This window comes from Chryseobacterium indologenes (genome assembly GCF_018362995.1).
Classification (GTDB): domain Bacteria; phylum Bacteroidota; class Bacteroidia; order Flavobacteriales; family Weeksellaceae; genus Chryseobacterium; species Chryseobacterium indologenes_G.
The window spans coordinates 250,201-266,868 of sequence record NZ_CP074372.1; the positions used below are offsets into that span (position 1 = coordinate 250,201).

The window sequence follows — 16,668 nt, forward strand, 5'->3', positions numbered from 1 at the left end:
ATTAATATAATAGTTCAGAATTATGAATATAAAATATAACTTTATTGTACTGATCATTTTTTTTTCACAGCTCCTTTCAGCACAAAGGCAAATGGAGTATTTAAAAAGAGGAATTGTTGCAGTACCTTCAGAAACAGGAATTTTTGTGAGCTGGCGTTTACTGGGTACAGAACCTCAGAATATTCAGTTTGATCTATATCGTATTGAAAATAATAAAAGCAAAAAGCTGAACGAAAAACCATTGCTTAACGAAACCAGTTTTTTAGATACAACGGCAGACAAAACAAAGAATTACACTTATTTCGTAAGATCCAATACCCAGGAACGGGAGATTGATCAGGATTCTGCGAAGTATGCTGCTAATCAAAAACCTTATTTTTCAATTCCTTTAAGAACTCCGGTGGGATATACGCCCAACGATGCTTCTGTTGCCGATCTTGACGGAGATGGTAAATATGAAATTATCCTTCATCAGACGGGGCAATCCAAAGACAACAGTCAGAAAGGCTTTACAGATGAACCCATTATTCAGGCTTATAAACTGAACGGAAAATTCTTGTGGGAAATTAACTTAGGAAAAAATATCAGGGAAGGGGCGCATTACACACAGTTTTTAGTGTATGATTTAGACCAGGACGGCAAAGCAGAAGTCGTTATGAAGACGGCAGATGGAAGCAGAGATGGTAAAGGAAAATTCATCGGGGACCCTTCCAAAGATTACCGGAATGAAAACGGGTTTATCCTTTCCGGTCCTGAATATTTGACTGTTTTTAATGGTGAAACAGGCGAAGAAATTAATACCGTTCATTATATTGTTCCGAGATTTCAGGGCAGCTTGAATCCGACTCCGGAACAGCTTACCGAAACCTGGGGCGATGCGAAAGGAAATAGGGTAGACCGGTTTTTGGGTGCAGTTGCTTATCTGGATGGCAAAACACCCAGCATTATTATGTCGAGAGGTTATTATACCCGAACGGCAATCGCTGCCTGGGATTATAAGGATAAAAAACTCAGTTTACGATGGCTTTTTGATACGGAAAGTTCAAAAGAAAATAAAAAATACCGTGGTCAGGGAAATCATAACCTGAGCATTGCCGATGTAGATAATGATGGAAAAGATGAAATTATTTTTGGTGCAATGACGGTTGATAATAACGGAAAAGTCTTGAATAGCACGGGCTTTGGTCACGGTGATGCACTGCACGTTGGTGATCTGGATCCTTCCTCTGCGGGATTGGAAATTTTTGATATTCAGGAAAGATTTGATGATGCGGGTGCCCATTTCAGAGCAGGTGCAACGGGTAAGGTTTTATGGAAACTACCTTCTTTGATTTATAGTAAACAGGGCAAATTTCAAGGACCGGGAAGAGGACTGTCCTTAAATATTGATCCCCGCTATCAAGGTTCAGAATCGTGGGCTTCAGGAGCTGGTGTGAAAGGTATTTACGATACTAAAGGAAGAAAAATAAGTGATAAAAATCCTGCCTGTAATATGGGAATTTATTGGGATGGGGATTTTTTAAGCGAAATTTTAGACGGAACTTCTGTGTCAAAATGGGATTGGAATAAAGAAAAGTCCAATCTCATTTTTGATGCTAAGGATTTTCAGTGCGAATCTAACAATGGCACTAAGAAAAATCCTTCTCTGGTTGCCGATTTATTTGGAGACTGGCGGGAAGAGCTGATTTACAGAACATCAGATAATCAGGAACTTCGGGTTTTCAGTTCTACCATTCCTACGAAGCACCGTTTGTATACGATGATGCATAATCCGCAATACCGATTGAGTATTGTTTGGCAAAATGTAGGCTACAACCAGCCTCCTCATACTGATTATTATTTGGATGAATCTGTTTCAAAAGCTCCATTGCCAAATATTTATACAGTTAAACCTTAAATCAACCTTAATCCTTTAATTATCTAAAATAAAATAATTATGAAGCAAGTACTAATGAGAGGCGTTTTTTTTGCGTCGATGTTTGGAGTTTTATATTCCTGCTCAGTTCAGAAACAAACGGTGGCAAAAAACGTTAATCTTCCGGATAAAAAAGAAGTTTTGGACGTTTCACGCAGGGCAAATCAATATTTCATGAACAAATGGCCGGACGCGGGAAAGGAAGTTGTCGGAAAAAAAGTATGGCCAAGTAATTTGTGGACACGGGCTGTTTACTATGAAGGACTGATGGCTCTGTATAAAATAGATCCTAAAAAAGAGTATTACGATTACGCCATCGACTGGTCTCAAAAACACAATTGGGACATGATGCGCGGTACCTATACCCGTAACGCAGACAACCAGGCTTGCGGACAAACGTATCTGGATCTTTATGAAATTGACGGCAAAAAAAATCCGGAAAGAATAAAATTTGTCAAAGCTTCTATGGACAGTATGATTGCCTCTAAAAAATCAGATGACTGGTGGTGGATTGATGCGCTCCAAATGGGAATGCCGATTTTTACAAAGCTGGGCAGAATTACAGGTGAACAAAAATATTTCGATAAAAATTATGAGATGTATGCCTTTACGAAATATAAGCATGGAGGAAATGGTTTATATAACCCAAAAGACAAACTTTGGTGGCGGGATAAAAGCTTCGTTCCCCCTTATAAAGAACCCAATGGCGAAGATTGCTACTGGAGCCGCGGAAACGGTTGGGTAGTTGCAGCTTTAGCGCGTACACTGGAAGATACCCCGGAATCTGATCCGCATTATAAGGAATATTTACAGGATTATAAAGATCTGTTATCAGCTTTGCTACCCATTCAGAGGGAAGATGGCTTTTGGGATGTAAGTCTGCATGATCCTGGCAATTTCGGAGGTAAAGAAATGACGGGAACCGCTCTCTTTGTGTATGGAATGGCCTATGGGCTTAATAAAGGATTGATTGATAAAAAGACATATTTACCCGTTCTCGTAAAAGCCTGGAGCGCAATTGTAAAAGATTCTGTTCAGCCGAATGGATTTTTAGGCTGGGTTCAGGGAACAGGAAAAGAACCTAAAGACGGTCAGCCGCTTGCCATTGATAAGCAGCCTGATTTTGAAGATTATGGTTTAGGCTGTCTGTTGCTTGCTGCAAGTGAAGTGTATCAATTAAAATAAACGAATATTCAAAATAGTTAATTTTCACTGAGTGAATGTATCGATTTAGAAAGCAGGAGCGTTAAGAAACTAATATTACAACATGACACTACAAGATGCGCAATCGATTTCATAGTATTAATTTTCAAATTCAATCCATAAGATAAATTATGAATGCATTATTAGGAGTTTTTTTTCACTTCTTAGGAGGTTTTTCTTCAGGCAGCTTTTATTTACCCTATAAAAAAGTAAAAGGCTGGTCCTGGGAAACCTATTGGTTAATTGGAGGCGTCTTTTCCTGGATCATTGTGCCGCCTCTTGCGGCATTTCTTACCATTCCCGGTTTTTGGGAAATCATTCAGAATGAAAGCTCTTCCATATTGGGGCTGACGTTTTTGTTTGGTGCTTTGTGGGGAATTGGCGGTTTTACTTATGGTTTGGGCGTTAGATATCTTGGAGTAGCACTTGGAAGCAGCATTATTTTGGGGCTTTGTATGGTGTTTGGATCACTCGTTCCTTCCATTTATTATGAATTTTCTCCACAAACAGGAAAAGACAATATCGGTTTGCTGTTTTCCAGCCAATGGGGACAGTTTGTTTTGCTGGGACTTCTGGTTTGTGTCATCGGAATCATCATTAGTGGAAAAGCAGGAATGATGAAAGAAAAAGAGTTACAAACCGATTCAACAGATCCTCATGGTCTAGAAGTAAAAACGGAATATAAATTCGGGTTGGGATTAATCGTTTCTATCATATCCGGTGTTTTAAGTGCATGTTTTAACTTCGGACTGGAAGCAGGAAAGCCAATGGCAATCGTAGCCAATGAAGCCTGGAAAATAGCTAACCCGGATCAGGGAGAATTCCTTTTTCAAAATAATGTAACCTACATTGTTGTGCTTTGGGGTGGTATGGCAGTCAATCTGATCGGGTGTTTGTACTTAGCTGTTAAAAATAAATCTTATACCGATTATACCAAAAGAAACGTACCGGTGGTGCGTAACTTGATTTTCTGTGCACTTGCCGGAACTATGTGGTTTTTACAGTTCTTCTTTTATGGTATGGGCGAAAGTAAAATGGGAAATGGCGCCAGCTCATGGATTTTACACATGGCCTTTATCATTTTTATTGCCAATTTATGGGGAATTATCATCAATGAATGGAAAGGAGTTTCCAAAAAAACAATTATAACCATTTCTGGAGGAATGATTGTAATGTTTGTTTCTATTTTGATTGTAGGATACGGAAATTCTTTACGATAAAATTCATTTCACATTCATCCATTCATATAGTTTCAGAGTTAGAATTTTAGCTCTTTTAAAGGCACTGAAAAATCAGTGTCTTTTATTAAAAATAGAGGGGTTTTTAATTCGCGGTTTAGTTAAGTATTTTATAAAATAATTAGTGATTTACAATTGTTTTGTTGTTTATTTTAAAATATAACTTAAATATCGTGGCTGATTGTGGTAAATCGTTAATATTTAAATACAGGATATTGCAGGATGCCCGGATTTTTGTAACGGTGTATTTTGGTAACATAAAAATTAACATATGTCTTTAATAGTTAAACATAAAAATATAAAGCGAATCGTCTTTCCGGCATTTATGCTTTCAACAAGTTTTGTCTGGGGGCAAAAGACGGTAAATGATTCTGTGAAAAACACAAAAGATATTGAGGAAGTGGTTGTTATCGGTTATGGTAAAGTTAAAAAGTCAGACTTAACAGGATCTGTTTCTTCAGTTTCTGCAAAAGATTTGGCAGCTACACCGGCAATGAATGCTTTACAGGCGCTGCAGGGAAGAGCATCAGGTCTGAATATCGTAACAGCAGGTGGTGCTCCGGGTGCCAATGCCAACGTTACGATCAGAGGTGGTTCCTCCATAACTCAAAGTTCCGATCCGCTGTATATTGTAGACGGGTTCCAATTGGATAACGCTTTGAATGTGATTAATCCCAATGATATTGAAAGTATCGATGTACTGAAAGGTGCTTCTGCCATTGCCATTTACGGAGCTCGTGGTTCCAACGGTATTATTGTTATTAAAACTAAAAGTGGGAAGAAAGGAAAAACGACTATCACCTACAATACTTTCATGTCATTTGATATGCTTTCAAAGAAACTGGATGTGCTCTCCAATGTGGAACAATATGTAAAGTATCAGTACGAATTGGGAGTTCTTCAGTCTAAACCATCAGCGTGGAGTAATGTTTTTGATAATAATCTGGGAACCGATGCACCGGGATTCTATTCCGGTGCCAATCAGAGAATTGCCAATCGCTACGGATCTGCTTCTGCATTAGATTGGCAGGAAAAAATGCTGGGAGGAACGGGATTAACTCAGAACCACAACGTAAACGTTTCTGTAGGAAATAATAAGACACAGGCATTCATCAGTTATAATTACAATAAACAGGATGGTTTGCTTCAAAACTATAGTGAGACAAGGAATTCATTACGTGCCAATATCAATTCAGAATTGTATAAAGGGGTAAGAGTAGATTTCAATACCATGTTTACGAACAATTCTGTAAACGGTGGAGGAGCTTATTCAGGAATGAAAAAAATTCTTCTTCAGCCTATTACCGGTGGTACATTATTTAACCAGGATCATTTGTTCAACACTCAGACTTTCCCGGATTTTTCAGCGCTGGACTCTGGTTTCGATACAGAAAACCCATACATAGAAACCCAGGCTTCAACTTCAAACAAGCGTACCAGAACATTCGTAGCCAATGCAGGTATCGAATTTGACTTTCTGAAAAACTTCACATGGAGAACTGCCGGACAATATAGCTGGATAAATAGCAAATCAACATCATTTTCAGATCAAAACTCCCGTGCGTTCCTCACAGATCCTATAAACACAGGGATCAATGGCAATATCGCCAATGCAGAAACATTCCGTTATCAGATCACGAATACTTTGAATTATAATAAAACGTTGGGTGAAAAACATAAACTAAATGCTTTAATAGGGAACGAAATCTGGTATGAAGAATCCGAGGGAAGCAGCATGAAACTTACAAAATTCCCATATCCTAATTTCGGACTGGATGATATTGCCAACGCAACGGTTGCCGATAAAAATACAGATAGATCAAGCAACAGCTTACTTTCCTATTTTGCCCGGGTAAATTATAATTATGATAATCGCTATTTAATTACAGGAACAATACGTGCGGATGGTTCTTCAAAATTTGCAGAAGGATCCCGCTGGGGGTACTTTCCATCTGTAGCAGGTGCATGGCGTGTTTCTCAGGAAAATTTCTGGCAGGGTCATAAGATTGATAAAATCGTTAATGATTTTAAATTAAGAATTGAATATGGAGTAACAGGTAACAATGGTGTCTCTAATAACTTATGGAGAACCAATGTTTTGCTTACAGATTATCCAATAAACAATACTCAGGGATATCCGGCATACGTTACCAGTACAAACTGGGGAAATCGTGATCTTCAGTGGGAAGAGCTGAGAACTACCAATATTGGTGTAGATCTGGCGTTTTTCAATAGCAGAATTAAATTGACTTCCGAATGGTATCATAATAACGTAAGCAAAATGCTTTTCGAAAGTGTACTTCCCGTTTCTTCAGGATATTCGAGACAGTACCAGAATATCGGTTCTATGAGAAACAGAGGGATGGAATTCACATTAAATACGGTGAATGTAAAATCCGGAAACTTCAGATGGACGACAGATCTTAATATCTCTTTTAACAAATCTAAAGTTCTTTCTCTTGAGAACGGACAACTGAATAAAACATTCAGTGTAGGAGGCAGCAGAACGGGAATGGTGACCTACTATGCAACGGTAGGAGAAGAACTGGGAGATATGTACGGGTATATTTATCAGGGAGTTTACACTACGGATGACTTTACCCAAAATTCGGACGGATCTTTAACCTTAAAGCCGGGCGTTGTAAAACCTGCAACCGGAACTCCTAAACCGGGCGATATGAAATTTGCTGCTGATAATGAATCAGGAGATCAGTTTACAAGAAAAATGCAGAAGATCGGAAACGGTACTCCGGACTTTATCGGAGGAATCAGTAATAATTTCTCTTACAAAGGTTTTGACCTGGCTGTATTTATGAAATTTAGCGTTGGAAATGATATTTATAATGCCACTAAACAAAGCTTAAGCCCATATGCGATGTTCCAGAATGTTCCTTCAGAATTCGGGAATAATTATTATCATCTGATTGATCCTAATACGGGGCTGGCAACAACCAATTTAGTAAGATTAAAAGAACTGAATCCAAACGAAGACTCAAGCCTTTGGAGTTTAAGCAATACAAACACTTCAAATATTGCCTACCCATCATCATACTATGTAGAAGACGGTTCTTATCTGAGAATTGCCCAGGTGACATTAGGATATTCTTTTCCTAAAGAATTTTTGAATAAAGTAATGTTGTCCAATGCCCGCATCTATTTTACCGTTAACAATTTAGCAACAATTACAGGGTATTCAGGTTATGACCCTGAAGTTTCTGCAGCAAGCGGGGTGACTATTACACCTGGGTATGACAGTTCTACGTATCCCCGTTCGAGAAGCTATGTTCTTGGCCTTAATTTAACTTTTTAATGATGTAATATTTAAAATCATGAAAAATATATATAATACTCCCATGTTTCTAAGAAAATTAGTCATTCTTCCCTCAATTTTCGTTGCTGTTTTAGCGATGAATTCATGCAGTGACGATTTTCTGGATCAACCCGCTTACAATTCATTGGATACAGAATCCGTATTTAAAAATATAGATACTGCAGAAATGTTTGTTCTGGGTTGTTACAGAGGTATAGTTCCAACAGAAATGTATTATCAGTTAGGAGCCGGAGACACAGTAACCCATTCTTCAGAAGATGGCTCTACCAATAATTCCAAATATAATATTGCCAACTATCAATATGATGCATATACCCCCAATACGGTAACAGGAATTTACTCTGCGATGTATACCGTTATTGAAAGAACAAATATTGCAATCAGCGGATTAAGCAAAATGGAAGCAAGCCCAAAACGTGATGCTTTATTAGCTGAAGTTAAGGCCATCCGTGCATTTTGTTATTATAATTTAATTCGTGTTTACGGAGACGTTCCTTCAGTTTTTAAACCTTTGGATGAGATGGATCCGAATGACCCGAATACATTGTATCCAAAACGTACTTCAAGAGACGAAATTTATGATCATATCATTGCTGATCTTCAGGAATCCGTAGTCAACGTTCCAGGTTTTGGACAAAGTGGATATGCAACAACAGAACGTTTAACAAAACATGCAGTGAATGCCCTATTGGCAAGAATTGCTCTTTACGCAGCAGGATATTCCCTTCGTTGGGATCTGAATACCGGAAGTGGAGCCATGATGTCGCGCCGTAGTGATAACAGCAGAATTCAGGAGTTGTATCAGATTGCGGATAATGCCTGTGCGGCTATTATTAACGGAGGAAGCAATTCTTTGGTTCAGGCTCAGGGCGGTAAAAGTGGTTTTGAAGCCTTGTGGTTCAATTTCTGCCAAAGGAAATTTTCAGTCACAAACTCTGAGATTCTTTGGCAGGTTGCAGAATACGGGGCAAATACAAACTCATCTTTCGGAGTCTACGCTAATGAAGGGTCTCGTGGAGGAACGTATGGATCTAGAAAGGCATTGCAATTCATTCTTCCTAGTTATTATTTGTCTTTTAATCAGGGAGATACACGTAGGGACGTTTCTTGTACTTCTTACAGTGTATATTTCTTAAACAATGGTAATGCAAGTGACACCTGGGTGAATGCCGGAACTACATATTCATGTATCCTGTCAGGTAAATTCAGAATGGGATGGTGTATTGCGCCCCAGGCTGCAGACGCCCGTAATTTAAATATTCCTGTTTTAAGATATGCAGATGTTTTATTAATGTATGCAGAAACTCAGAACTATCTAAACGGCGGACCTACCGCTGCAGGAACCACTGCTTTAATGCAGGTAAGAAACCGTGCAGGAATTGGTTCTGTACCTGCTCCGTCTGGTCATCAGGCATTTGAAGCCGCTATTGTTCAGGAACGTAAATGGGAATTTGCAGGAGAGTTTAATCTTCGTACAGACTTGATTCGTATGAATCGTTTGGCAAGCGAAATTGATGCAACAAAACAAGCGATGAAAAACCTTTCAAACAAAACGGGAGCCTATGCAAATACACCTGTTTACAGACTTTATAAGCTGGAAAAAAATGCACAGATTTATGGTGATCCGTTTTTAGCATTAAAATATATTGATATTACGAACCCTGCAGAAATTGCAGTAATTACTAATGTTCCCACAAGTTCTGCAGGCTTTGAGAATTATCAGACCGCATTACGAGATATTGCAGTAACACACGGACAAACCACTACAACAGATGATAAATGGTATCCTGCGAATATGTTCCAGGCTTATAACAGTACATTTAACAGCAATGCAAAAAGGACAGCCGGATTTATCGGAGCTGCTGCAGGCCAGCTTCAGATCGGTAGTATCATCTATACCAAACCAACCGGTTCAGCTGAAAACGGAGGAACGTATCCAAACTGGATAGAAGGTGGAGGAGACGGCCTTTTCTATGGATTTATACCGAATAAAACAGAATTGCTGCCTTTTGCAGCACAGGCGGCAGGTCATCCGTTAGTTGATAATCCAAATCTGTCTCAGCTTCCCGGATATTAATCAAATTAACCTCAAAGTATATTTTAAACCAATCTTTTTAATCACAAAATAGTAATTATAAATATCCTCAGCCGGATTGTTTTATAAAGATAAATTGACTGACAAGAATTTAAACATTAATTTATCTTTAAATACAGTATTTACCAGTATAGTACGGGATGCTGTAAAAAATATTACAGTCTAATTTTGGATAGAAATTCAGAAATATAAGTAAACCAATGGAAAAAGTAAAAACATTCAAATACGTAGACTATTTATGGGATGAAAGCAAAGCAGCATCTTTCGGAAATGATCAGGTGGCTTTATTTTTATACCGCTCAAACATATTAGGGGCAGATTTAAGAATTACCAATTACGGAGGAGGTAATACAAGCTGCAAAACCATCGAAAAAGATCCCTTAACTAACGAAGATGTTGAGGTGATGTGGGTGAAAGGCTCGGGTGGTGACATCGGAACACTAACAAGAAAAGGGATTGCCGGATTATACACAGAAAGATTAAGAAACCTGAAAAATGTGTACCAGGGATTAGCAGATGAGGATAGAATGGTGGGCTTATTCAATCACTGTATTTTTGATCTGGACAGTAAAGCACCTTCCATTGATACACCTTTACATGGTTTACTTCCATTCAAACACATCGACCACCTTCATCCGGATGCTTTAATTGCGGTAGCTGCCGCAAAAGACAGCGAAAAAATTACAAAAGAAATCTGGGGTGATACAATGGGCTGGGTTCCATGGCAGCGTCCGGGTTTCGACTTAGGATTACAATTGGAAAAATGTTTAAATGATAATCCCGGAATCAGAGGAATTGTTTTAGGAAGCCACGGATTATTTACCTGGGGTGATACTTCTTATGAATGTTACATCAACAGCTTGGAAGTTATCGAAATGGCTTCTGAATATATTGCTGGAAAAATCGAAGAAAAAGGACAGGTTTTCGGTGGTCAAAAAGTAGAATCTCTTCAAGCTGATGAGCGCAAGAATAAAGCAGCTCAGTTGATGCCGTTGTTACGTGGTCTGGCTTCTTCCGAAAGCAGAATGATAGGTCACTTTACAGACAGTGATGTGGTTCTGGAATATATAAACAGTAATGATTTGGAGCGTTTAGCACCACTTGGAACTTCCTGTCCGGATCACTTTTTAAGAACTAAGATTCAACCATTAGTTTTAACTCTAGATAAAAATGAAGATTTAAGTGATTCTAAAGCTATTTTAGAAAAATTAACTCCTCTTTTCCAACAATACAGACAAGAGTACAAAGCATATTACGAAAACTGTAAACACCCGAACAGCCCTGCGATGCGTGATCCGAATCCCGTGATTATCATTTATCCGGGAGTAGGAATGTTCAGTTTCTCAAAAGATAAACAGACTACCCGTGTAGCTAGCGAATTTTACGTCAATGCAATCAACGTAATGCGTGGAGCAGAGGCTATTTCAGAATATACCTCATTACCAAGACAGGAAGCTTTTGATATTGAATATTGGCTGCTTGAAGAAGCGAAACTGCAAAGAATGCCTAAAGAAAAGCCATTGTCAAGAAAAATTGCTGTTGTTACAGGAGCTGGAGGTGGAATAGGGCAGGCTATTGCTGACAAAATGATTCAGGAAGGTGCAGTCGTTGTTTTTACAGACCTGAATAAGGAAGCTTTAGATTCTGTTACAGAAAAATACAGTAAGGATCAGGCTGTAGCAGTTACTTGTGACGTAACCAATGAAGAGGCTATTGCTAATGCTTTTAAAGACACAGTTTTAGCGTTCGGTGGAGTAGATATCATTGTTCATTCTGCTGGCTTGGCGATTTCCAAATCCTTGGAAGATACCACTACAAAAGACTGGGATTTATTGGAAAATGTTTTGGTGAAAGGTCAGTTTTTGATGGTTAAAAATGGGGTGGAGATCATGAAAAAGCAAGGCTTGGGAGGAGATATCATTAATATTGCAAGTAAAAACGGATTGGTTGCCGGCCCAAATAACGTGGCATATGGAACTGCAAAAGCTGCTCAACAGCATATGACAAGATTATTGGCAGCAGAGTTGGCAACAGATAAAATCCGAGTAAATGTTGTAAATCCTGACGGGGTAATTGTAGGGAGTAAAATCTGGGAAGGAGCCTGGGCAGAAGGCCGTGCAAAAGCAAACGGAATTTCTGTTGAAGAACTGCCTGTATTTTACGCAAAGAGAAATTTATTAAACGAAATTATCCTTCCTGAAGATATTGCAAACGGAGTTTTTGCATGCGTTGCTATTTTAGATAAAACCACAGGAAACATCATCAATGTAGATGGAGGGATGGCAAATGCTTTCCCAAGATAACAGATTAAAAACAGTACCCACAAAAGCGTTTTTTGACACTTAAGTTTATTAAGTTAACTATAAAAATGTAAAAAAGAGCACCTAAGTTTTTTGAAAATCTTTGATTTTCTTCTTATATGGACTTTTTATTTTCATTGATTTAAACTTTTTAAAAGCTTAAGTGTTCTAAAGTGTTTAAAAATAAAAAGCTTTTGTATCTATAAATCAATTCAAAAAATCAAAGCATGATTATAGGAAAAGATATCATTGAACAATATAACAAAACAGAAATTGAAAACTTTACGACAGATTTCGATTTTCTACAAAATAAATTAACAAAATCAGGAGCTAATGTTGCTGAGATTGTCAACAAAATTGCTGATTTCCAGGTGGCTATTCCGAGCTGGGCTTTAGGAGCGGGAGGAACCCGTTTTGGAAGATTTTCTTATGGTGGTGAGCCTTCTTCTTTAGAGCAAAAATTAGATGATGTAGGTTTAATTCATACTTTAACACATTCTGCAGGAGCTGTTTCATTACACATTCCATGGGATATTCCAACTGATGTGAAGGCCATTAAAGAAGTAGCTGCATCTCACGGACTTGTTTTTGATGCCATGAATTCTAATACATTCCAGGATCAGGCAGGCGCTAAACACTCTTATAAATTCGGTTCTTTGAACGCTGTGAACGAAGATTCAAGAGCCTATGCCGTAGAACACAACAAAGAAGTGATCAGGATAGGAAAAGAATTAGATTCAAAAAGCTTAACGGTTTGGCTGGCGGACGGAGCAAGTTTTCCGGGACAATTGAATTTTCAGACAGCATTGTCAAACACAGAGAAAAGTTTAAAAGAAATCTATGCAGAAATGCCTGAAGACTGGAAACTTTTCATTGAATATAAGCCTTACGAACCGAATTTTTATTCAACAACCATTCAGGATTGGGGAACTTCGTTTATGTTGGCAAATGCTTGTGGTGAGAGAGCTTATACGTTGGTAGATTTAGGCCATCATCTACCGAATACCAATATTGAGCAGATTGTTGCAACCTTGATGTACAAAGGAAAATTAGGAGGTTTCCACTTCAACGACAGCAAATATGGGGATGATGACTTAACGGTAGGTTCCATTAAACCTTATGCTTTATTCTTGATTTTCAATGAATTGGTATACGGAATGGAAAATAATCCTCAAAACCCTTATCCGGCCTGGATGATCGATGCAAGCCATAATATTAAAGATCCGTTGGAAGATTTATTACAGTCTCTGGAAGCTATCCTAATTGCTTATGCACAGGCACTTTTGGTTGATCAGAAAGCATTAAAAACAGCTCAGCTGAATAATGATGTCGTTGGTGCGCAGGATATTTTGCAAAACGCCTACAGAACAGATGTTCGTCCATTATTAAGAGCTGCAAGATTGCAGAAAGGTGCTGCTTTAGATCCGATCGCAGCTTACAGGAGTTTAAAGGTGAGAGAAAATTTAATTATTGAAAGAGGCCTAGAAACCAAAGCAACGGGATTATAAAACCCTTTTTTAAAATTGATAATTTCAACTTTTGAGTGCAATCGAAAGTTTTTATTATATGTATCCTTATATTTTTATCATTAAGGTTGAAAGTGTTTGGAGGTAGGATCTTGCTTTTTGCTGCTTAAGAAATAAGTGGATTTTTTCTTAATTCATCGTATCATCTGAACACTCCTTAATGGTGTTTCAATAACTAAATTTAAAATTATTGAAACACGAATCAAATATCACAAATCAGCATTGTGACATTTGTGAAGATAGTAGCGTCACTTGTGTTAAAACAAAAAAAATAAATTGCTTTGCCGCTTCGTTGTTGCAATGACAAAAAATAAAAATTCATCCCAGAAATGTCTAAAAAAAAGGTAACCATTGTATTTGATATTGGAAAGACCAATAAAAAGTTCTTTTTATTCGATAAGAATTATAAAGAAGTTGTCCGGGAATATACAGAATTACCACTCATTACTGATGAAGATAATTATCCTGCGGAAGACCTTTCAGCCTTGCAGCATTGGATAAAAGATAATTTTAATGCCATTCTTGATCATGAAGAATATGAAGTAAAAGCCATCAATTTTTCCACATATGGAGCAAGTTTTGTGCATCTGGATCAGAAAGGAAATGTTCTGACTCCATTGTACAATTACACCAAACCGATGGATGAGGAAATTCTTGATTTATTTTATGAAAAGCATGGAAGCAAACAGAAAATTGCCCGTGAAACAGCATCACCCCAGGCTGGAATGCTTAATTCAGGTCTGCAATTATTCTGGCTGAAATATAAGCATCCGGAAATATTCAGAAAAATCCGTCACAGCCTTCATTTACCTCAATATTTATCGTATTTGTTTACCGGAATTTGTGTGTCGGAATTTACTTCAATAGGCTGTCACACCAATTTGTGGGATTACGACAAAGCTGACTATCACGACTGGGTGTATGAAGAAGAAATAGACGCTTTATTACCACCAATTGTGCCGACTTCTGCGAGTATCAATACTTCTTACAGAAATAAAAAAATTAAAATCGGTGTTGGGATTCACGACAGTTCTTCAGCGTTATTACCTTATATTTTAAGCAAAAAAGAACCGTTTTTACTTCTCTCAACGGGAACCTGGAGTATTTCGTTAAATCCTTTTAATGATGAAAGCCTAATTGATGAAGATATAGAAAATAATTGCCTGAATTACATGCGAATTGATGGGAAACGTGTAAAAGCATCCCGTTTTTTCATGGGAAATGAATACAAAATCCAGATTGAAAAACTATGTGCTTATTACGGAAAAGAATATGGTTTCCACAGAGAAGTGCAGTTTGATCAGGATTTGTATTTGCGCTTAATGAAAAATAAAAATATCTATTTTCGCTTTGAAGGAATTATTTTAAAACGAAAAATGATCAGTGAAACAGATTTAAAATCATTCACTACTTTTGAAGAAGCATATCATCAATTAATGATAGAACTGATGGATTTACAGATTCATACCATCAAAAATGCAATCGGAAATTCAGATATCGAAAACATTTATATCGATGGCGGATTCACTGATAATGACGTATTTATGAAGCTTATGTCTCATCATTTTCAGCATTACAATGTGATGTCTACACATTCTCCGCTGGGTTCTGCATTGGGAGCTTCCATGGTGATTTCGAACAAAAAAATAGACGAAACTTTTTTACAGCAGCATTATCAGATGAAAGTGCTTCAACCGTTAATTCTTAATTTATAAAACATGGCATTTCCATTTGATACCCGTTACGCTTCGCTTGAACTTTTAATCGAAAAGTCAAAAAAAAGAATGCCCCGTTTCGCTTTCGAATACCTGGATGGCGGTTGCAATGAAAACATAAACCGGGACAGAAATACGAGCGAACTAAGAGAAGTTCTTCTTCGTCCACGTTATCTGAATAATTACAGTGAAACCAACATGGAAACTGAATTGTTTGGAGTAAAATATTCTGCGCCTTTCGGAATTTCTCCCGTTGGGTTACAGGGACTGATGTGGCCCAATGCTCCCGAAATTTTGGCAAAAGCTGCTTTTAAACATAATATTCCCTTCATATTAAGTACAGTTACAACAAGCAGTCTTGAAAGAATTTCCGAATTAACAGAGGGAAAAGCCTGGTATCAATTATACCATCCGAAAGAAGAATGGCTGCGCGATGATATTCTCGACCGTTGTGAAGCTTCCGGATACGATGTACTTGTTGTTTTGGCTGATGTTCCGACTTTTGGATACAGAGCAAAAGAAATAAGAAATGGCTTATCAATGCCGCCTCAAATTAATTTCCGAAATGTTTCCCAGGCTTTGGTAAAGCCGCAATGGTGTTTAGAGATGCTGAAACATGGTGTTCCGAGTTTTGCAACGATGAATAAGTATATGGATAAAAATATGAATGTGAAACAGCTAGGACAGTTTATGAATTCTACCTTTTCCGGCAGATTGAATTCAGACAGAATCAAGGCGATTCGTGACAAATGGAAAGGAAAATTAGTCATTAAAGGTGTCGCTTCAGACGAAGATGCCGCAGAAGCAGTTCGTTTAGGTTTCGACGGAATGATTATTTCCAATCATGGCGGAAGACAGCTTGATGCGGGTGAATCTACGATTGCTGTAGTGAAAGAAATCAGCGAAAAATATAAAGGTCAGATCAAAATTATGATGGACAGTGGTGTAAGAACCGGCCCGGATGTTGCCCGCGCTTTAAGTTGTGGTGCTGAATTTACCTTTATGGGAAGGACTTTCATGTATGCAATAGGAGCTTTAGGTGACAAAGGCGGTGACCATATTATTGAAATGCTTAAAATGCAGTTCAGACAGGTGATGGAACAGGTTTGCTGTGAAAAACCGGAAGATTTGCAAAACTTCAGAGTGAAATAAAATTTTTAAGGTTATATTAATATTCAATTGGAACGGGCTTTAGCCCGTTTTTCATTGTAACAGATTCTTATTGACTTTAGTCAAAATGTAAAATTCTGTTTGCGGATTCCAAAATATTTTTAAACGAAGATTTAAAATAGTAAAATGCATTATTTAAGGAAGCAAAGTATTGCAACAAAGTTGCTGATGAAGT

The 16,668-nt window shown here is 37.8% G+C and carries 9 protein-coding genes; all 9 read left to right on the forward strand.

Annotation, left to right across the window (positions count from 1 at the left end):
* Positions 1-91 precede the first annotated feature (91 nt).
* The 9 genes from DYR29_RS01065 (at position 92) to DYR29_RS01105 (ending at position 16,475) form a co-directional block, all read left to right on the forward strand.
* On the forward strand, positions 92-1,897 hold the full coding sequence (locus DYR29_RS01065) for a rhamnogalacturonan lyase (RefSeq protein ID WP_249413578.1): 1,806 nt from the start codon (positions 92-94) through the stop codon (positions 1,895-1,897).
* Positions 1,898-1,936: 39 nt separating this feature from the next.
* Positions 1,937-3,100 (forward strand): glycoside hydrolase family 88/105 protein, encoded by a 1,164-nt coding sequence (locus DYR29_RS01070; protein WP_213278837.1) that lies wholly within the window; start codon positions 1,937-1,939, stop codon positions 3,098-3,100.
* A gap of 149 nt (positions 3,101-3,249) precedes the next feature.
* On the forward strand, positions 3,250-4,338 hold the full coding sequence (rhaT, locus tag DYR29_RS01075) for an L-rhamnose/proton symporter RhaT (RefSeq protein ID WP_213278838.1): 1,089 nt from the start codon (positions 3,250-3,252) through the stop codon (positions 4,336-4,338).
* 289 nt (positions 4,339-4,627) lie between these two features.
* On the forward strand, positions 4,628-7,666 hold the full coding sequence (locus DYR29_RS01080; RefSeq protein WP_213278839.1) for a SusC/RagA family TonB-linked outer membrane protein: 3,039 nt from the start codon (positions 4,628-4,630) through the stop codon (positions 7,664-7,666).
* Positions 7,667-7,685: 19 nt separating this feature from the next.
* On the forward strand, positions 7,686-9,764 hold the full coding sequence (locus tag DYR29_RS01085) for a RagB/SusD family nutrient uptake outer membrane protein (RefSeq protein ID WP_213278840.1): 2,079 nt from the start codon (positions 7,686-7,688) through the stop codon (positions 9,762-9,764).
* 218 nt (positions 9,765-9,982) lie between these two features.
* Positions 9,983-12,085: a bifunctional aldolase/short-chain dehydrogenase gene (locus DYR29_RS01090; protein ID WP_213278841.1), complete on the forward strand. Its 2,103-nt coding sequence runs from the start codon at positions 9,983-9,985 to the stop codon at positions 12,083-12,085.
* A 224-nt stretch (positions 12,086-12,309) separates the two neighbouring features.
* Positions 12,310-13,590, forward strand: a complete 1,281-nt coding sequence (locus DYR29_RS01095; protein WP_213278842.1) for a TIM barrel protein — start codon at positions 12,310-12,312, stop codon at positions 13,588-13,590.
* Between the two features lie 347 nt (positions 13,591-13,937).
* Complete coding sequence (locus DYR29_RS01100) at positions 13,938-15,323, forward strand: FGGY-family carbohydrate kinase (protein WP_213278843.1); 1,386 nt, start codon at positions 13,938-13,940, stop codon at positions 15,321-15,323.
* A 3-nt stretch (positions 15,324-15,326) separates the two neighbouring features.
* Positions 15,327-16,475 carry an alpha-hydroxy acid oxidase gene (locus tag DYR29_RS01105; protein ID WP_213278844.1) on the forward strand — a complete coding sequence of 383 codons (1,149 nt, stop codon included), beginning with the start codon at positions 15,327-15,329 and terminating at the stop codon, positions 16,473-16,475.
* Positions 16,476-16,668 lie beyond the last annotated feature (193 nt).